Below are 17,497 nucleotides of genomic sequence, written 5' to 3' on the forward strand. Positions count from 1 at the left end.
CTTTCCTATCGTCACCCCCTGGTCACTCGAGGGCGGTCGTCGGCACCACGTCGACCCGCTCGCCGGCCTCGAGCGGGTCGGTCGTGAGTACGAACCCGTCCGCGCTCGCCGCGCGGGTGCTCGAGGAGAGCACGCTCGGATCGAACGTCTCCTCGTAGACCGACAGCGGGGAGTCGGCGTGGCCGAGCGGGTTCGCTTCCTTGCCATCGGGGTCGAGGGTGACCGGGATCGCGTACGTGAACCCCGCAGGGCCGAGGCCGACGTCCGCGCCGAACGTCCGCTCGAGGGTCGCCGGCCGGCGCTCGCCGGTGAGAAGGGGCCGGGCGACCAGCGCCGTACTGACGTACGCGCCGATCGGCTTCCCGGGGACCGCGACGGCGACGGCGTCGTGGTCGGGGAGGGACGCGATCGCGATCGGTTTCCCGGGACGCAGCCGAACCCGGTGGAAGTCGACTTCGCCGAGCGACGCGAGCGCGTCGATCACGTGGTCTTTCTCGCCGACGCTCGTTCCGCCGGTCGTGACGACGAGGTCGTGGTCGTCTGCGAGGTCGTCGATCCGGTCCCGGACGCGGTCGCCCTCGTCCGGTACCGATCCCTCGTAGTCGGGGTCGTGGCCCCACGCCCGGAGGAGGTTGCACAGCATCGGCGAGTCCAGATCCGTGTGTATCCCCTCGTGGATCTCGGTCCCGGTGGCCAGTACGCCGATCGAAAGCGGGTCCGCGACCGCGACCGATTCGCGGCCGAGGTCCCGCAACAGGATCGCGTCGGCGGCGTCGAGTCGGTCGCCGGCCGCGTAGAGGCTCTCGCCCGCCTCGAGGTTCGAACCCCGCTCGTAGACGTAGGTACCGGGAGCCAGGTCGGGTCCGTCCAGGCGGCCGTCCTCGAGAACGGCGTCCTCCCGTTTGACGACCGTGTCGGCCCGCTCGGGAAGGGGTGCGCCGGTCGCGATCTCGACCGCCTGTCCGGCCTCGAGCGCCGGCGGTTCGCTCTCGGGGTAGACCGCAGGGTCGACGACCTCGAGCGGTCCTTCTTCCCCCTCGGCGTCCGCGGCCGCGTACGCGTAGCCGTCCATCGTCGCCCGGTCGGTCGCCGGCCGATCGGCGTCGGCGACCACGTCTTCGGCGAGGACCCGGCCGGCGATCCGCTCGAGCGGGACGGTCGTCGCCGGGCGATCCTCGAGGAGGGCCTCGCGGCGGGCGAACGAACGGTCGATCGCGTCCTCGAGGGACAGGAGATCCGCGTGACTGTGGTCGTCGCGGTCGTCGTTCTCGTCGTCGGACATGACGGGGACGTTCGACCCGATCCGGGAAAGAGTTTGTGACGGCGTGACGTGGTGACGTGGTGTCCGAGTGGCGGCGTGACGTGGTGACGGGGTGGCGCGTCTCAGGACGTCGGCTCGCCGGACTCGCCGTGCTCGTCCGGCTCGGGTTCCTCCCTGACCGCCTCGATCGCCGGCTCGAGTTCGTCGTAGAGCCGGTCGACGTCCTCCGGATAGACGTCGATCGGTTTCGCCTGGCTGTGGGTGTGGATGCGGATCCGGTCCCGGTCGCGGTAGGTCCGGTAGACGCTCCAGAGACCGAACGCCGTTAGTCCGAGCCCGACGAGGGCGTTTTCCGACACCGAGTAGACGCCGAACGCCGCGAGCGCGAGGCTCATGATGACCAGCAACCAGTCGATCCACTCGTGGGTGACTTCGCTGACGTTGGTGTAGGGGACGCTCGTGACCTCGTCGGCCCGCACGAGGAGGACGCGACGGTCGGTCACCGCGATTTCGTCGCCGTCCCGGAGCGCGCCGCGGTAATGGAGACGTTCGCCCGTCTCGAGGTCGAGACCGTTTCGGTTCGGCATTACGGGCACTGGTGGGGGACTGGTTATCAAATTTTCCCAGCGAGGAGGGGTCGCGAATGGGTTAGTCGGCTCTGTCGACGGGAGTGGGCTCGTCCGAGGAGCGCATCGACTCGAAGAACGTGACGAATTCCTCTTCGTCTTCGGCGAGTTGCTCCCACTGGGTGAGGCCGCGTTCATCGCGGGTCCCGCGGACGGTGTTGTCGAGGACGAACGCGATGATGCCGCCGACGGCCATCGTGGTCGACCCGATCACGAAGATGGTGTCGGCGATCAGCGGCTGGCCAAGGACCGGTCCGACGAGCGCCGCGTCCGCAGCGATCTGCTGGAACTCGGCCGCGCCGCCGACGTTGTCCATGTACTGGGGCACCGAGAGCCCGAGGAACAACGCGATGCCGATGATGAAGACGTTCCGGGAGGCGTCGAGATCGACGTACCGGAGGTTCGAGAGGCCGATCGCCGCGATCTGTCCGAACATGGCGATATAGAGCGCGCCGACGATGGGGCTCGGAATCGTGGTGATCAGGGCCCCGAAGTAGCCGACGAAGCCGACGATCAACATGACGATCGCGCCGATCTGGACGACGTACCGGGAGGCGACGCCGGTGATGCCGATCGCCCCGATGTTCTCGCCGTAGGAGGTCGACCCGTTGCCGGTTCCCATGATGCCGGCGATGATGTTGCCGATACCTTCCATGCCGATGCCGTGGTTGATTCGCTTCTCGCTTGGTGCGCCCACGCCCGCGATCCGGGCGACGGCGTAGTAGTCGCCGAGGCTCTCGACCATCGAAGCGAGCACGCCGGCGAAGATCCCGACGGCGAACGCCGGGGTGAACTGGGGCATCCCCCACTGCAGCGGCGTGATGACCTGGATCGCCGATGCTTCGGCGATCGCGCCGGTGTCGACGTAGCCGACCGTTTCAGGTCCGTACACGCCGGTTACCGACAGTATCGCCGCGACGACCCAGGCGGTGACGATTCCGAGAAGCACCGGGAACAGTTTCGCGTATCGGCTGTACCGATCGAGGTACTGTGAGAACAGGACGATCAGGAACAGCGTCAGTCCCAGCAGCCACCAGTTCTGGTCGGGTCGGGTCACGTCCTGGACCCCGACCAGCGACAACCCGATGAGCACGATCACCGGCGCGATCACGACCGGCGAAAGGTAGTACTTGAGTTTGCCAAGCGCCCCGACGTAGCCCAGGATGACCTGGACCGTCGCGGCGGCGATGATCGCCCCCTGTAACTCGAGCAGGGTCGTTTGCCAGCCGACGCCCTCCGCGGCGAGCGCGCCGATCACCGCCAGTGCGGGGGCAAGCAGGGCGAAGGTCCCGCCCTGCACGATCGGATACCGGTTCCCGACCGTCGTCTGTAACAGCGTGGCGATCCCCGACACGACGAAGAAGGTCCCGATAAGCCGTGCCGTTTCACCGGCCGGCATCTCCATCGCGCCCGCGAGCACGAGCGGAATCGCGACCGTCGCGCCGATCATCGTCAGGTAGTGCTGGATGCCAAGCAGTATCGATTCGCCGAGCGGTGGTTTGTCCTCGATGCCGTACTCGACGAACGACGCCTCCTCGCGGGATACGTCCCCGCCGTCCGTCCGGATCTCGTTCGAAGTCTCGCTTTGGTCAGTCATATCTCCATCTCCTGGATTGATACCGTGTCGAGTGTCCACACTCGACAGGTTGAGTCAAGCAAACTAAGCGAACGCCCATAAAGATACCGCCGTTCTGTCGGCCGTGTGTGGCTATTACCGTCGGAAAGCGGCCCTCGTCTCGAGGCGTCTTCGGGTCGGTCGTCGCGTTCCCCACTGGGGAATAAACTATTACACTCCGCCCACATCGGTTAGTGTGATGGTATCTCATCCCGAGTACGCAGTGGCCGCTGAGCTAGACGTGCCGATCGAAACCCGGGACGGGGTCGAACTCGCGACCGACATCTACCGGCCGGCGGATCCGGAGACGGGCGAGCCGATCGCCGAACCGAAGCCCGTGTTGCTCGACCGGACGCCGTACAACAAGCGCGGGCGGATGGAACGACACGGCGAGTGGTTCGCCAAGCGCGGCTACGTCGTCGCGATCCAGGACTGTCGCGGTCGCTTCGAAAGCGAGGGCGACTACTACATCTTCGTCAACGAACCCGAAGACGGGTACGACACCGTCGAGTGGCTCGCCGACCAGCCCTACTGTGACGGGCAGGTCGGGACGATCGGCACCTCCTACGGTGCCTGGGTCCAGACCGCGCTCGCGACCCAGGACCCGCCCCACCTCGAGGCGATGTTCGTCAACCAGGGGGCAGCGAACGGCCGGGAGGCCACCTTTCGTCACAACGGCACCTTCGAGCTGCGGTGGCTGTGCTGGGCGCTCACGCTCGGCGGCGGGTTCGCGAAGCGAGCGCTCGAGGACGAGGACGTTCAGCAACGGCTGGCGAACGTCGACGTCCGCGACGTCCTCACGAACGGCCCCGTCCAGCGCGGCCAGTCGCCGCTCCGGCACATTCCCGACTACGAGGAGTGGACGTTCGACATCATGACGAAGGGGGCCGCAAGCGACGAACTCTGGGAAGAGCCCGGCCTCAACTTCGAGGCCTACTACGACGAGATGGCCGACGTGCCGACCGTCTACGCGGGCGCGTGGTACGACTCCTACACGAAGGCGACCTGTGACAACTTCGAGGGACTCGCCGACCGGAAGGACAGCGACCACTACCTGCTGATGGGGCCGTGGACCCACGGCTGGAACAGCTACCCGCTGCCCTCGTGGAACAAGTCCTACTCGGGGGAACTCGAGTTCGGCGAGCAGGCGTTGCGGGACTACCAGGAGACGCGCCTGCGCTTTTTCGACCACTACCTCAAGGGGAAAGACACCTGGTCGGACCAGCCGACGGTCCAGTACTTCCGGATGGGGACCGGCGACGGCTCGCAGACCCGCGACGGCCGGCTGTTCCACGGCGGCGAGTGGGCAGAAAGCGAGGAGTGGCCCCTCCCCGACACCGAGTTCGAGACCTACTACGTGCACGAGGACGGCCGGCTCTCGACGGCGGAACCGACCGTTTCCGACTCCGCGACCAGCTACGAGTTCGACCCTCGCGACCCCGTGCCGACGATCGGCGGCAACTGCTCGTCGTATATCACCTACGAACCCCGCGAGGAGTCGATCCTCGAGTACCCGCTGAGCGAGCGCAAACTCCAGGACATCACCGGCCGCGGCGGCTTCGACCAGCGAACCCGTCCCGACACGTTCGGCGCGGAACCACCCTACGGTCCGCTCGAGGAGCGCAACGACGTCCTCGTTTACCGGTCGGAACCGCTCGAGGAACCGCTCGAAATCGCGGGCCCGATCCGCGTGCGGGTCTACGGCTCGACCGACGCCCCGGACACCGACTTCACGGCGAAACTGATCGACGAGTATCCGCCCAGCGAGGAGTTCCCCAACGGGTTCGCGGTCAACCTCTGTGACTCGATCTGTCGGGGCCGCTACCGTGGCTACCGCGACGAACCGGACTTCCTCGAGCCCGGCGAGGTCTACGAGTTCTACATGGAGCCGTACCCGACGGCCAACGTCTTCGGCGAGGGCCATCGCATCCGGCTCGACATCTCCTCGTCGAACTACCCACGGTACGACGTCAACCACAACACGGGCGGCCCGCTGTACGACGACCGGGAGTACGAGGTGGCGACGAACACGGTCCACCACGACGCCGACTACGCGACCCACGTCGAACTGCCGGTACAGCCGCGCTGAGAGGCCGATCCTTTTCGCCGGCCCGCTACCGGGACCGGGAAGCGCCCTCCGACTCGAGTTCGAAGCCCGTCAGCGTCCCCTCCATCTCGGCGGCCATCCCGTCGATGGCCTCCGAGACGTCGACGACCCGGTCGACGGTCGCCGTCTGCTGTTCGATGCTCGTCGAGACGTCGGCCATCCGGCGTTCGATCTCGTCGCTGCGCTCGGAGAGTTCCCGGACCACGTCCTCGACGGTCGCCGTGTCTTCGGCCTGTTCCTCGGCGGCGCGGGCGATCGCCTCGATCTCGCGGTCGGTCTCGCGGACGGCGTCCTCGATCTCCTCGATGTGGTCGACGACCCCCTCGACTGCGTCGGCCCCGGCTTCGACCGTCCTGTTGCTCCGCTCGATCGCCGCCGTCATCTCGTCGATTCCGTCCCGCAACTCCTCTAGATCGTCGGTGATCTCCGAGACCGTCGCCTTCGACTCGTCGGCAAGCCCCTTGATCTCGTTGGCGACCACCCCGAACCCGTCGCCGGAGTCGTCGGCGTGGGCCGCCTGGATGTTCGCGTTCAGGGCAAGCAGGTTCGTCTGGTCTGCCACGTCCGCGATCAACTCCGCCATCTCGCCGATCGCGTCCATCCGGTCCTCGATGCGCCGGACCTGTTCGACGTTCTCCTCGGAGGCCGCCATCGCCTCGCGGATCCGCTCGAGGGCGCGTTCGGCGTCGTCGACCCCCTCCTGGGTTCGCTCGCTTGCCGTCGCCGCACGGTCCTCGATTCGGGCCGCGTTCTCGGAGATCTCTTCGACCGCGCCCGCGAGGTTCGAGACGTTCTTCGCGGCGATCGTCGCCTGTTCGGACTGCTCGCTCGCCATCTCGTCGACCGCGTCGCTCGCGTCGTCGATCTCCTCGGTCGCCGAGGTCGTCTCCTCGCCCGCCGCGACCAGTTCGTCGCTGATCTCGGCCAGTTCCTCGGCGGTATCGCGGGCGTCGGCGAGCGCGTCGTGGATGCTCTCGATCGCCGTGCCCAGGTCCGCCGCCATCTCCGAGAACCGCTCGTGGGCCCGCTGTACCTCCTCGAGGTCGGAGTCGGGTTCCGGCACCTCGGGGTCGACGGTGAAGTCGCCGCGGCTGAGCCGGTCGGTCCACCCCTTGAACGCCTCGATCACCTCGTCCTGGTAGGCCTGGTACTCCTCTAAGGTCTCCTGGCGGTTGACGGCCTCGACTCGCTCGGAGACGTCGCGGTTGATCTCGATCGCGCCCGCGAGTTCGCCCCCGGCGTCGAAAAGCGGGAAGAAGGTCCGGCTGACGTGGACCGTCTCGCCGTCGACCTCGACCTCGCCCTCGAGGTTCTGGATGGCCTCGCCGGTGTCGAGCACCTCCCGCATCACCGTGTTGTCGGCCTCGTCGTAGTCGAAGAGGTTGTCGCCGATCAGTTCGCCCGGTACCCGGCCGAACAGGTCGCGACACTCCTCGTTGGAGTGGGTGAAGTTCCCCTCCGCGTCGACGACGAAGATCGGGTCGCTCGAGCCCTGCAGGTAGCTGACGATGATCGATTCGGCGGTGGCGCTTCCGAAGGGCGTCCCCTCACGGGGACGTTCGACGTCGCCGTCCGCGTCGAGGAGGGCGTCGCCTTCCGTTCGCCACTGGTCGCGGTCGATCGCGTCGTCGCGGCCGTCGCTCGCCGCGGTCCCGCGAGAGTCAGTTGTGGGGTCGCCGTCCGCGCTCGAGTCCGTGTCCGCGTCGTGGTCGGAACTGGTCGCGTCGGCCCGATCGAACAGCGATGTCAGCGAGGGGGTCATACCTATGTCAGTGAATCTATGTCACTTAAACTTACTCGCCGCTCGCGGCCGATGGAGTCGAATATCGGAATTCCCCTCTCAGCCGCCGACGGTCCGCCGCCAGCAGAGCCAGATCGCGCCGACCGTCGCGCCCATCGCCGCGAACCCCGCGGCGTAGCCGTCGGTCGCGGCCAGCAAGCGCCCGACGAGCCAGGGATACGCCAGCGCGGCCCCGTTGCCCACGAGCATCATCCCCGAGAGCGTGACGCCGGCGTCGTCGGCGAGTTCCGAGAACGCGAGGCCGAACAGCGGTCCGAACGGCACGCCGAACCCGAACCCGGTAAGCACCAGGCCGGCGGCGATGCCCGCCGCCGAATCGACGTCGATCGCCGCCGCGAGTCCGAGGAGCACGAGGGCGAGTCCCAGCAGCGTCCCGCCGACGGTCGCCCGCTCGCCGTAGGTCCGCGAGAGCCAGCCCCCGACGCCCCGGCCGACCACCGTCGCAAGGGCGAATCCGACGAGGACCGCGGTGCCGGGCAGTGCCGCGCCGGCGACCACCTCGGCGTACCAGGTCGAGGCCACCATCAGGAACCCGAACGTGGCCACGTTGCCGAACCCGAGCGCCAGCCCGCCGGCGGAGGTGAACGGCTCGAGGTAGGCCCCCAGGACCGTTCGCGCGTCGGGGCCGACCGTCGCCAATCGGGCGGTGAACGCGCCGCCGGCGAGCGCGACCCCTGCCGCGCCGACGGTCGGGAGCGCCGGGCCGGCCCACGGCACGACGACGGGGCCGGCGGCGAGGCCGACGGCCAGTCCGAGGGTGAACAGCGCGCCGAGCATCCCCTGTGCGGTCGCGGTGTCCGCGCCGGTCGTCCGCAACCCGACGTACTTCATTCCGGCGACGAACGCGGCCCCCTGGCCGAGTCCCAGCAGGAGGCGGGAGGCGTAGGTGGCCTCGAGCGTCAGGACGGCCCCGAGGCCGATTCCGATCCCTGCCAGGACGAACCCGGCCGCGGCGACGCGCTCGACGGCCGTCCGGCGGGTCAACAGGTCCGCCGGGACGACGGCGGCGAACTGCCCGAACAGGAACAGCGACATGCCGAGCCCCGCCGCGTCGGGCGACACGCCGCGAGCTATCAGCAGCGACACGTAGGCCCCGTAGCCGCCGACGGCGAGCCCGAGCCCGAACAACCCCGTTCCCACGGCGGCGATCGCCGCCCACGGCAGCGGCCGTTGCTCGCTCGTCGCTCTCGAACGGAGCGTGCTCATCGTCCGGATATCCGGCTAGCCGGCAATATGCGTTACGGGGCCTGACCGTCGCGTCGGGCCGAACATCATCAAGATTTATATGTTGTTTGTCGAATGCTACACTATATCATGGCTACAGGTGACAAACTCGAAGCGACGGAATCGGAGACCGAACTGGTCGCGTACGATATCGACGACGAACCGCCGCTGTCGGAAGCGGTCCCGCTCGGGCTCCAGCACCTGCTGGCGATGTTCCTCTCGACGGTCGCGTTGCCCCTCGTCATCGCGGGGGCGATCGGCCTCGACGGCGCGCAGACGACCTACATCGTCCAGATGGCGCTGCTCGTCGCCGGCGTCGCGACCGTCGTACAGGTGTACTCCGTCGGCCCCGTCGGCGCGAAGTTGCCGATCGTCATGGGGACGAGCGCGATCTTCGTCGCGCCGCTGATCGACATCGGGTCGACGTTCGGGCTCGCGGCGATCTTCGGGGCCGTCATCGTCGCCGCGCCCGTCGAGATCGCGATCGGCTACTTCTACGACGACCTCGAGCGGTTCTTCCCGCCGCTGGTCACGGGCACGGTGGTCATGCTCGTCGGCCTGACGCTGATCCCGACGGCGATCGACTACGCGGCGGGCGGCCCGGGCGCGGAGACCTACGGCTACCTCGAGAACCTGGCGCTTGCCGGACTCGTCTTCGTCGTCGCGGTCGGGTTCAACCAGTACTTCGAGGGCCTGCTCTCGATCGCCAGCGTGTTGATCGCCGTCGTGATCGGCTACGTCGTGGCGGTCCCCCTCGGGTTGCTCGACCTCTCGGGGGTCGCCGACGCCGGCTGGATCGCCGTCCCCGTCCCGCTCGAGTACGGCGTCGAGTTCCACCCGAGTGCGATCCTGGTGGTCGCGTTCGCCTACGTCGTGACCGCGATCGAGACGATCGGCGACGTCGAGGGGACGACCGGCACCGTCGGCCGCCGCGCGACCTCGGACGAGATGCGGGGCGGACTGTTCGCCGACGGCGCGATGAGCATGTTCGCCGGCCTGTTCAACGCCTTCCCGAACACGTCGTTCTCCCAGAACGTCGGGCTCATTGGGTTCACCGGGGTCGCCAGCAAGTTCGTCGTCGCGATCTGTGGCGGGTTCCTCGTCCTGCTGGGCCTCGTCCCGAAGGTCGCCGCCGTGGTCGCGGCGATGCCCAACCCCGTCCTCGGCGGCGCGGCGATCGTCCTGTTCGGGATGATCTTCTCCATCGGCCTGCGGATCGTCGCCAACCGGGTCGACCTGAACCGGCGCAACCTGACGATCGTCGCCGTCTCAGTCGTACTCGGCGTCGGCGTCGAGGTCCGTCCCGACGCGATCGCCCAGTTCCCCGACGAGGCACAGGTGCTGCTCGGCTCGGGCCTGCTCGTCGGCGGCGTCACTGCACTCGTGTTGAACGCCGTTCTCCCGCGGGACGAGGCCGCCTCCGACCGCGAGGCGGCGCCGGGTCCGGAGCCCGAACCGACCGACGATTAGGGCTCGAGCACGACCATCCCGTGGCTCTCGCCCGATCGGATCCGCTCGTGGACGTCCGGGACGTCCTCGAGGCCGACCCGCTCCGTGACGACGGGGGAGATCCGGCCGTCGGCGAGCAACTCGGCGGCCCGGACGACCTCGTCTTTCGTGGCGTACCGAGAGCCCAGAACGGCCGCTTCCTTCTCGACGAACTCCCGCAGAAGCGGCCCGAACGCGCGCTCGTGGTGGGTCGTCAGCGAGACCACCCGGCCGCCCATCCCGAGCGCGTCCCAGCCCGCTCGCAGCGTCTCCACGTCGCCGACGGTGTCGACGACGACGCTCGGCCCGTTGCGCTCGCCGCCGGCAGCCTCCCGCACGCGTCGTGCAACGTCGTCGGGATCGCCCCGAACGTCGACCGGCCGGACCGCACCGTCCGTGACGGCGTCGACGTGCTCGAGGCGGTCGTCGACGACGTCCGCGGCCAGCACCCGCGCCCCGCGGCGCGCGGCCAGTTGCGAGAGATGGACTCCGACCCGGCCAGCGGCGCCGATCACGAGCACTGTGTCCGTGTCGTCGACGGCGGCCCGCCGGCAGACGTGCAGCGGCGTCGCGAGCCCGTCGGCCGCGATCGCGCCCTCGGCGTACGTCGCCCCGTCGGGCAGCGGGAGGGCGTTTTCGGCCGGCAGGACGGCTTTCTCGGCGTAGGCCCCGTCGCGGTGGACGCCGTACCAGCCGTCGAACGCCGTACACCGGTTGGTCTCCCCGCGGCGACAGGGGGCGCACTCGCCACAGGTGAGATAGAAGTACGCGAGGACGCGATCCCCCGGCTCGCAGCCGTCGACGCCGTCGCCGACCGCGTCGACGACGCCCGCGAACTCGTGGCCCAGGATTCGCGGCGTGAGCGCGGGGTCGTCCGACAGTCCACCGCCGATCGCGTTCTCGATCGTTCGGGTTACACCGCAGGCCCGCACGTCGACCCGGACCTCGCCGGGCCCCGGTTCCGGTTCGGCCACTGTGTCGATCGAGAGCGAGCCGTTCCACTCCTCGAGGACGCACGCGTCCATCGTGCTCATACCACACGGTAATCGGCCAGGGTCTTAGCGTTCACCCTCGTGGCGGGTTTCGCTCGTTCCCGCGACCGGAGCGTTCGGCGAAGCTATATGTTGGTTGCGTTCGAAACGGGTGGTATGTCGAACCATGTCTTGGTTCCGGTCGACAGCTCAGCACAGTCCGAAGACGCACTCGAGTACGCAATGGAGACGTTCCCGGAGGCCGACATTACCGCTTTGCACGCCCTCGAGATCGGGCAGGGCGACATCGGCACGTTCTCCGGGATGACCGGGGAGGTGCCGGACGAGGAGGCCGAGCGCGAACGCGCCGAGGAGTTGTTCGAGTCGGTTCGCCAGCGGGCCGCGGATCACGACGGCGAGATCGACACGGTGCTGGGTCGCGGTCGGCCGGACCGCGTGATCGTCAAGGAAGCCGAGAAGGGAGAGTACGACTCGATCGTCATCGGTAGTCACGGCCGGGACGGCGTCGCTCGTGTGCTGCTCGGCAGCGTCGCGGAGAAAGTCGTGCGTCGGTCGCCGGTGCCGGTGTTCGTCGTTCGGTGACCGGTCGGACGACCCTCGTTTTCCGAGTTATTTGAAGGCGACACACCGACAGACGCTGGACTCCCCGCCGCGGAACCGCCACGGGAAGGTGCCGATCTGGACGCGCTCGTTGAGTAGTTCCTCGGGTACCTGTGCGTTCTCGACGTGGATCGTCCCCTCGGGGAACAGCTCGGTGTGCATGAGCTGGTACCCCTCCGGCGGGAAGATCTCGTCCAGGTCGTCGACGCCGAGGTGGTCGGCCGCCTCCTCGGCGAGTTCGGGGCGGATGTCGCGGATGACCGTGTTCATCGGGTGGTCCGCGCTGCCACAGTCGAGGATGAGGTAGTTGATGTTCATCTCCTTGCACCACTCGGCGAACTCCGCGTTCGGACCGGGATGTTTGCAGAAGTACCGGTGGGGGTCGGCGTTCTCCGTGTGCCAGGCGTACTCCTGGTAGCCCGTGTGAATGAACAGGATGTCGCCCTCGCGGACGTCACAGACGTCCTCGATCATTTCGCTCGTGTAGACGTCGTAGTCGCCGACCTTGTCGGAGATGTCGGCGACGACGGCGTCCCCGACGAGTTCGTCGAGGCCCACCTGTTCGATGTCCCGCCCGTGAGCGACGAAGTGTTTCTCGCCGTCCAGGTGGGTCCCGGTGTGGTTCATGAACTCGATCTTCTGGCCGTTTACCTTCTCGGTGTCGAGGCTCTTCTCGTACCACACCTTCGGGTTGTCGTAGGTCGGCCACGCCGGCGTATCCTGTGACCACGGCTGGGTCAGGTCGTACATCTCGTAACCGTCGAGCATACCATCCACATTTCGCGCTCGTCACTTAAACTTACGTGAACGGGCGAAACCGAGTCCGCTCGGTACGTTACCCTTCAGCGTGCCAACATGCAACAACACTTATTAGTAACGTTACGGAAAATAGGTGATATCCGCGTGACCGACACATGATTTCCCATACCACCCACCAGTATCGCTCGCGTTCGCGCCCGCGTTCGCACGGGAACGGACGGCGGACCGCTGTAGACACGCTGTCGCGAGGGGATCCATGAAGCCGGCTCCGTTCACTCACCACCGACCGGAGACCGTCGAGGAGACCGTCGAGTTGCTGGCCGACCTCGAGGACGTGGAGTTGCTCGCGGGCAACCAGTCGCTGGGGATCGTGATGGCGAACCGGCTGGCGACGCCGGATCACCTCGTCGACCTGAACGGCCTCGAGGAGCTCCAGTACGTCGAGGAGACCGACGACGGGGTCCGGATCGGGGCGATGACCCGCCACCGGACGCTCGAGCGTTCGGATCGGCTCGCGGCGCTCGTCCCGATGCTCCCCGAAGCCGCGGAACAGATCGCTGGCCCCTCGGTTCGCAACCAGGGAACGCTCGGGGGCAGCATCGGCGAGGCCGACCCTGCGGGGAACTACCCGGCTGCCCTGGTGGCGCTCGACGGCGTGCTCCACCTGCGATCGGCCGACGAGAGCCGCGAGGTGACCGCCGACGACTACTTCATCGCCTACATGTTCACGGACCTCCGCGAGGAGGAACTCATCGAGGCGGTCACGGTGCCGACCGACCCGTTCCCGCCCGAACGCACCGGGATGGCGTTTCTCGAACTCAAGCGGGCGGCCCAGACCTGGCCGACGGTCAGCGCGGCGACCGCCGTACGGGTCGACGACCCCTCGGCCGACGATCCGGTCCTCGAGGAGGTCCGGATCGCCCTGGCGAACGCGGCAGACATCCCGCTTCGCGTTCCGGACGCGGAGGACGTCCTCGAGGGCGAACCCCTCTCGGAGGCGGGCCTCGCGGAGGCGGCCGAGATCGTCACCGATGCGGTCACGCCCGAGGGGGAGATGCACGCGGACCGAGACTACAAGGAGGAAGTGGCCGGCGAGTACGCGAAACGCTCGCTCGAAACGTCGTACGAACGCGCGATCGATGGGGAGACCCAGCACGGAGACACAACATGCTAGAATTCACTGGCGAAAACGAGATGGAACAGTCGACGGACGAACTCTGGCCGTACTTCACGGACACCGACGTCCTCGCGGAGTGTGCGCCCGGATGCAAGGAGATGACGCTCAAGTCGCCCCACGAGATCGAGGCGGTGCTCGCGGTCGGCGTCGGCAGCGTCAAACCCGAGTTCGACGTGGACGTCGTCGTCACCGAGGCTGACCGCCCCAACTCACTCGAGATGAAGGCGGTCGGCCACGCCCCGCGCAACGAGTTCGAGACCACCGCGGAGATGGAGTTGCAGGAGAACGACGACGGCGGGACGACGGTCGTCTGGTCGGCCTCGGCCGACGTCTCGGGGACGATCGCCAGCCTGGGCGGCCGCGCGCTGAAGAGCGTCACCAACCGCCTGGTGAAGAAGTTCTTCTCGAACATGCAGGAAAAAGCCGCCGACGGGGTCGACGCCGAGTCCGAACTCGAGGCGGCGCCGACCGAGGACGTGACCCTCGAGTCGGGCGACTGACGCCGCGTTTTTGATTCGAGTCGTCTGCCGTTCGCCGTTCGCCGTTCGCCGTTCGCCGTTCGCCGTTCGTCGTATTCGTCCCAGGTCCGTAGCGACGCCGCTGTCGGTGCGAGACGAGCGGGCTCGAGAAGCGGATTCGGTTCGAGTCGGGTCGGGGTCGGGGTCGGGTCGAGTCCGATGCCGAAAGAAGCCGGGCCAAAACTGTCGTCGCGTCGGAGGGTGGGGTCGGGGCGCTACGTCAGGCGTCGTCTTCGCTTTCGTCCTCCGCCTCCCGAACCTTCTCTAGCAGGTGATCCGGCGCGACCGGGATCCGATCTGCCGGCTCGTCGGCCCCTATCGGCTCGAGGGCCGCGTTGATCGACGTGGCGATGCTCGCCGGTGCGTCGATCATCCCGCCCTCGCCGACGCCTTTCGCGCCCGTCTCGGTGTACGGCGACGGCGTCTCGGTGTGTTCCATCTCGATCTCGGGGACGTTCTCGATGGACGGCAGCAGGTAGTCGAACAGCGTGATCGCCTGAGGCTGGCCGTCGTCCTCGTAGCCGAACTCCTCGAGCAGGGCTGCGCCGACGCCCTGGGCGATCCCGCCGTGGGCCTGTCCCTCGACGATCATCGGGTTGAGCATCGTCCCGCAATCCCGGACGGTGTAGAACTTGAGGATGTCCACCTCGCCCGTTCGGGAATCGACCTCGACGATCGGGGCGTTCGCGCCGAAGGCCGCGGTTGGGTACACCGGGAACTTCCGGGTGAACGCTTCGTCGAACTCCTCGTGTTCGGTCGCGGGATGGTCGTAGTTGTAGCTGACGCCCGTCAGTTCCCGGTCCTCGACGTCGCGCTCGGCGTCGACGGCCGCTAGCTCGGCGAGCGACAGCGACTCGTCGCCGCCGATCCGGTCGACAGCGCCGTCCTGGTAGGCGACGTCGTCGGTCGAAACGTCCCAGTGGTCGGCCGCGACCCGCTCGGCCGCCTCGCCGACGCGTTCGGCGAGGCCGACGGTCGCCCCCGAGAGCATGACGGCCATCCGGGAGGCCGCGCTCCCGTATTCGGTGGGCGCGTCGACGCTGTCGAGGTAGTCGACCTCGATGTCGCTCGGCAGGACGCCGAGTTCGTCGGCGAGCAGTTGGGAGACCAGGGTCTGGTGGCCCTGGCCGGACGAGTCCGTCGCCAGGTACGCCTGGACCGTGCCGTCCTCACGGACCGTCGCCCGGAGGTGCTCGGGCAGTTCGTCGACCTCGTCGCGGGACCGTTCCTCGAGTTCGTCGTTCTCGGTCCGCTGGCGGTCGGTCCAGTCGGAGCCGCTGACGCCGGGTTCGATGATGACGCTCGGCTGAACCCCGCGATACTTGCCCTCCTCGCGCCGTTCCGCGACGACCTCGGGATCGAGCAGTCCGCCGTCGCGCTCGTCGGCGATGATCTCCTCGATCCGGTCCAGGGTCGCCGGGTAGTCCCCCGAGTCGTAGATGTTCTTGGAGGGGAGGGTGTAGGGCAGCTGATCGGGCGTGATCAGGTTCCGCCGCCGGAACTCGGTCGGGTCGATTCCGATCTCGCGGGCCGCCTCGTCGACGATCATCTCGAGGGCGTAGATGTGGGGATCGACGCCGAACCCGCGGTAGGCGGTCTGGGAGGTCTTGTTCGTCAGCACGAGTTCGTACTCGTAGCCGACGTGGTCGATCTCGTAGGAGTTGGTGAGCACCGACAGCGGCTTCAGTACCTGGTTGACCGGGTACCGCGGGAACGCGCCGAAGTCGTCGACGAACCAGACGTCGAGGCCCCGCATCGTCCCGTCGTCGTCGACGGCCAGACGCATCTCGTATTCGCGGTCCGAGGAGTGCATGTCCCCGCCCTGGAGGTTCTCGAGGCGGTCCTCGTTGAACTTCACGGGCCGCTCGAGTTCCTTGCTCGCCATCGCGGCCAGGCAACAGTAGCGGTGGATGCCGATCTTCGTCCCGTAGCTGCCGCCGACGTCGGCGGGGACGTTGACCCGGACGTCGTCGGCGTCGTACCCCAGCGGCTCGTGGATCATCTCGTCGACGAGCGTGTGCAACTGGATGTTACAGTCGATGTCGAACGAGTCGGTCTCGTCGTCGTACTGGGCGACGACGCCCGCGGTCTCGAGCGGGACGCCCGAGATCCGGCCCCACGAGTACTCGCCGGAGACGACGTGATCGGCCTCCTCGAAGGCGTCGTCGAGGTCGCCGAACTCGAGCCGTTCGCCGTCGACGACGTTCGTCCCGACGTCGTCGTGGACGAGGACCTCGTCCTCGCGGGCCTCCATCCCGTCGGCGACGGCGTCCCGGGGATCGTACTCGACGTCGACCAGGTCGGCGACGTCCTCGGCGGCGTACCGGTCGCTCGCGACGACCACTGCCACGGGCTCGCCGACGAACCGGACCTTCTCGTCGGCCAGCGACCACTCTTCCAGGGTCGCGACGCCGTCGTCGGTCTCGACCTCCGGGATGCCGACGGGCATCGGGCCGTACTCCGCCTTGACGTCGGCCGCGGTGAGGACGAGTTCGCAGTCGGGGTGGTCCTCGGCCGCGCTCGTGTCGATCGAGACGACGTCCGCGTGGGCGTGCATGCTCCGGACCAGCGCCATGTGCAGACAGTTCTCCGGCGTGACGTCGTGGATGTACTCGGCTTTCCCCGTGAGGATCCGCCGGTCCTCGACGCGCGGGAGGCCGGTTCCCGTGAACGATTCCGTTTCGGTCTCCGGTTCGACGTCGACGTCGTCGGTTTCGGACGGCTGTGAACTGGACATGGTTACTCCCTCATCTCTTCGGCCGCCCGCTCGACGGCCTCGTAGATGTTCTGGTAGCCGGTACAGCGACAGATGTTGTCGGCCAGCCCCTCCTCGATCTCCTCGCGGGTCGGATCGGGGTTCTCCTCGAGCAGTTCCTTCGTGGCCATCACGAACCCGCTCGTGCAGAACCCACACTGGAGGGCGTGGGTCTCGTGGAACGCCTCCTGGATCGGGTGCAGCGAGCCGTCCTCGCTCTCGGCCTCGTCGGTCAGCCCCTCGACGGTCTCGATCTCTGCGCCGTCGGCCTGGACCGCGTAGGAGAGACAGCTCTTGACGGTCCGGCCGTCCTGTTCGACCGTGCAGGCACCGCAGACGCCATGCTCGCAGCCGACCCGTACGCCGTTGAGTCCACACTCGTTACGGAGGAAATCGGAGAGTTTGAGCCGTGGCTCGACCTCGGCGGTGACCTCCTCGCCGTTGACGGTCACGGTGATCTCTTCCGTGACCCGCTCGTCATAATCACCCGTGGCATCGGTACTCATGGGAATACGTACTATGTCTTTCGACCGGGACATAAACGTTGTGTTGCCCGGAGCCGCGACTGCGTCGG

The 17,497-nt window shown here is 67.7% G+C and carries 14 protein-coding genes; 5 read left to right on the forward strand and 9 right to left on the reverse strand.

Annotated features, from left to right (window positions below):
• Positions 1–22 precede the first annotated feature (22 nt).
• The 3 genes from BM113_RS13310 to BM113_RS13320 form a co-directional block, all read right to left on the reverse strand.
• Positions 23–1,282, reverse strand: coding sequence for a molybdopterin molybdotransferase MoeA (locus BM113_RS13310; protein ID WP_089788554.1), 1,260 nt, complete (start codon positions 1,280–1,282; stop codon positions 23–25).
• A 101-nt stretch (positions 1,283–1,383) separates the two neighbouring features.
• Positions 1,384–1,848 carry a PH domain-containing protein gene (locus tag BM113_RS13315; protein WP_089788555.1) on the reverse strand — a complete coding sequence of 155 codons (465 nt, stop codon included), beginning with the start codon at positions 1,846–1,848 and terminating at the stop codon, positions 1,384–1,386.
• Positions 1,849–1,909: 61 nt separating this feature from the next.
• The gene (locus BM113_RS13320) at positions 1,910–3,484 is read right to left on the reverse strand and encodes a uracil-xanthine permease family protein (RefSeq protein ID WP_007141102.1); all 1,575 of its coding nucleotides are present in this window, start codon (positions 3,482–3,484) and stop codon (positions 1,910–1,912) included.
• A gap of 217 nt (positions 3,485–3,701) precedes the next feature.
• On the opposite strand from BM113_RS13320, the gene BM113_RS13325 reads away from it, so the two are divergent.
• On the forward strand, positions 3,702–5,591 hold the full coding sequence (locus BM113_RS13325) for a CocE/NonD family hydrolase (RefSeq protein ID WP_089788556.1): 1,890 nt from the start codon (positions 3,702–3,704) through the stop codon (positions 5,589–5,591).
• 25 nt (positions 5,592–5,616) lie between these two features.
• Here BM113_RS13325 and BM113_RS13330 read toward each other — a convergent pair whose 3' ends face one another.
• Both BM113_RS13330 and BM113_RS13335 read right to left on the reverse strand, forming a co-directional pair.
• Positions 5,617–7,371: a methyl-accepting chemotaxis protein gene (locus BM113_RS13330; RefSeq protein ID WP_089788557.1), complete on the reverse strand. Its 1,755-nt coding sequence runs from the start codon at positions 7,369–7,371 to the stop codon at positions 5,617–5,619.
• A gap of 78 nt (positions 7,372–7,449) precedes the next feature.
• Positions 7,450–8,616, reverse strand: a complete 1,167-nt coding sequence (locus tag BM113_RS13335; protein WP_089788558.1) for an MFS transporter — start codon at positions 8,614–8,616, stop codon at positions 7,450–7,452.
• A 108-nt stretch (positions 8,617–8,724) separates the two neighbouring features.
• Here BM113_RS13335 and BM113_RS13340 point away from each other — a divergent pair, with 108 nt between their 5' ends.
• Positions 8,725–10,104, forward strand: a complete 1,380-nt coding sequence (locus BM113_RS13340; RefSeq protein ID WP_089788559.1) for a uracil-xanthine permease family protein — start codon at positions 8,725–8,727, stop codon at positions 10,102–10,104.
• On the opposite strand, the gene BM113_RS13345 is transcribed toward BM113_RS13340, so the two are convergent.
• Entirely contained in the window at positions 10,101–11,156 is a 1,056-nt protein-coding gene (locus BM113_RS13345) for an alcohol dehydrogenase catalytic domain-containing protein (protein ID WP_089788560.1), read from the reverse strand. The two genes, BM113_RS13340 and BM113_RS13345, sit on opposite strands and share 4 nt — an antisense overlap.
• A gap of 114 nt (positions 11,157–11,270) precedes the next feature.
• Here BM113_RS13345 and BM113_RS13350 point away from each other — a divergent pair, with 114 nt between their 5' ends.
• Positions 11,271–11,696, forward strand: coding sequence for a universal stress protein (locus tag BM113_RS13350; RefSeq protein WP_089788561.1), 426 nt, complete (start codon positions 11,271–11,273; stop codon positions 11,694–11,696).
• Between the two features lie 27 nt (positions 11,697–11,723).
• Here the strand turns inward: BM113_RS13350 and BM113_RS13355 are convergent, their stop codons facing one another.
• Entirely contained in the window at positions 11,724–12,482 is a 759-nt protein-coding gene (locus tag BM113_RS13355) for a cyclase family protein (RefSeq protein WP_089788562.1), read from the reverse strand.
• A 247-nt stretch (positions 12,483–12,729) separates the two neighbouring features.
• Here BM113_RS13355 and BM113_RS13360 point away from each other — a divergent pair, with 247 nt between their 5' ends.
• Complete coding sequence (locus BM113_RS13360; protein WP_089788563.1) at positions 12,730–13,647, forward strand: FAD binding domain-containing protein; 918 nt, start codon at positions 12,730–12,732, stop codon at positions 13,645–13,647.
• A complete protein-coding gene (locus BM113_RS13365) occupies positions 13,641–14,150 on the forward strand; it encodes an SRPBCC family protein (protein ID WP_245758054.1) in 510 nt (169 codons plus the stop codon). Before BM113_RS13360 ends, BM113_RS13365 begins: the two co-directional genes overlap by 7 nt.
• 238 nt (positions 14,151–14,388) lie before the next feature.
• Here the strand turns inward: BM113_RS13365 and BM113_RS13370 are convergent, their stop codons facing one another.
• Positions 14,389–16,905, reverse strand: a complete 2,517-nt coding sequence (locus BM113_RS13370; protein WP_089788564.1) for a xanthine dehydrogenase family protein molybdopterin-binding subunit — start codon at positions 16,903–16,905, stop codon at positions 14,389–14,391.
• A 2-nt stretch (positions 16,906–16,907) separates the two neighbouring features.
• Positions 16,908–17,429 (reverse strand): (2Fe-2S)-binding protein, encoded by a 522-nt coding sequence (locus BM113_RS13375; RefSeq protein WP_089788565.1) that lies wholly within the window; start codon positions 17,427–17,429, stop codon positions 16,908–16,910.
• Between the last annotated feature and the right edge of the window lie 68 nt (positions 17,430–17,497).

The organism is Natronobacterium haloterrestre (assembly GCF_900112205.1).
GTDB lineage: Archaea > Halobacteriota > Halobacteria > Halobacteriales > Natrialbaceae > Natronobacterium > Natronobacterium haloterrestre.

Bases quoted from the DNA above. Each gene is read 5' to 3' on its own strand.
- BM113_RS13310 (WP_089788554.1), bottom strand. From the start codon at position 1,282: ATGTCCGACGACGAGAACGACGACCGCGACGACCACAGTCACGCGGAT.
- BM113_RS13315 (WP_089788555.1), bottom strand. From the start codon at position 1,848: ATGCCGAACCGAAACGGTCTCGACCTCGAGACGGGCGAACGTCTCCAT.
- BM113_RS13320 (WP_007141102.1), bottom strand. From the start codon at position 3,484: ATGACTGACCAAAGCGAGACTTCGAACGAGATCCGGACGGACGGCGGG.
- BM113_RS13325 (WP_089788556.1), top strand. From the start codon at position 3,702: ATGGTATCTCATCCCGAGTACGCAGTGGCCGCTGAGCTAGACGTGCCG.
- BM113_RS13330 (WP_089788557.1), bottom strand. From the start codon at position 7,371: ATGACCCCCTCGCTGACATCGCTGTTCGATCGGGCCGACGCGACCAGT.
- BM113_RS13335 (WP_089788558.1), bottom strand. From the start codon at position 8,616: ATGAGCACGCTCCGTTCGAGAGCGACGAGCGAGCAACGGCCGCTGCCG.
- BM113_RS13340 (WP_089788559.1), top strand. From the start codon at position 8,725: ATGGCTACAGGTGACAAACTCGAAGCGACGGAATCGGAGACCGAACTG.
- BM113_RS13345 (WP_089788560.1), bottom strand. From the start codon at position 11,156: ATGAGCACGATGGACGCGTGCGTCCTCGAGGAGTGGAACGGCTCGCTC.
- BM113_RS13350 (WP_089788561.1), top strand. From the start codon at position 11,271: ATGTCGAACCATGTCTTGGTTCCGGTCGACAGCTCAGCACAGTCCGAA.
- BM113_RS13355 (WP_089788562.1), bottom strand. From the start codon at position 12,482: ATGCTCGACGGTTACGAGATGTACGACCTGACCCAGCCGTGGTCACAG.
- BM113_RS13360 (WP_089788563.1), top strand. From the start codon at position 12,730: ATGAAGCCGGCTCCGTTCACTCACCACCGACCGGAGACCGTCGAGGAG.
- BM113_RS13365 (WP_245758054.1), top strand. From the start codon at position 13,641: ATGCTAGAATTCACTGGCGAAAACGAGATGGAACAGTCGACGGACGAA.
- BM113_RS13370 (WP_089788564.1), bottom strand. From the start codon at position 16,905: ATGTCCAGTTCACAGCCGTCCGAAACCGACGACGTCGACGTCGAACCG.
- BM113_RS13375 (WP_089788565.1), bottom strand. From the start codon at position 17,429: ATGAGTACCGATGCCACGGGTGATTATGACGAGCGGGTCACGGAAGAG.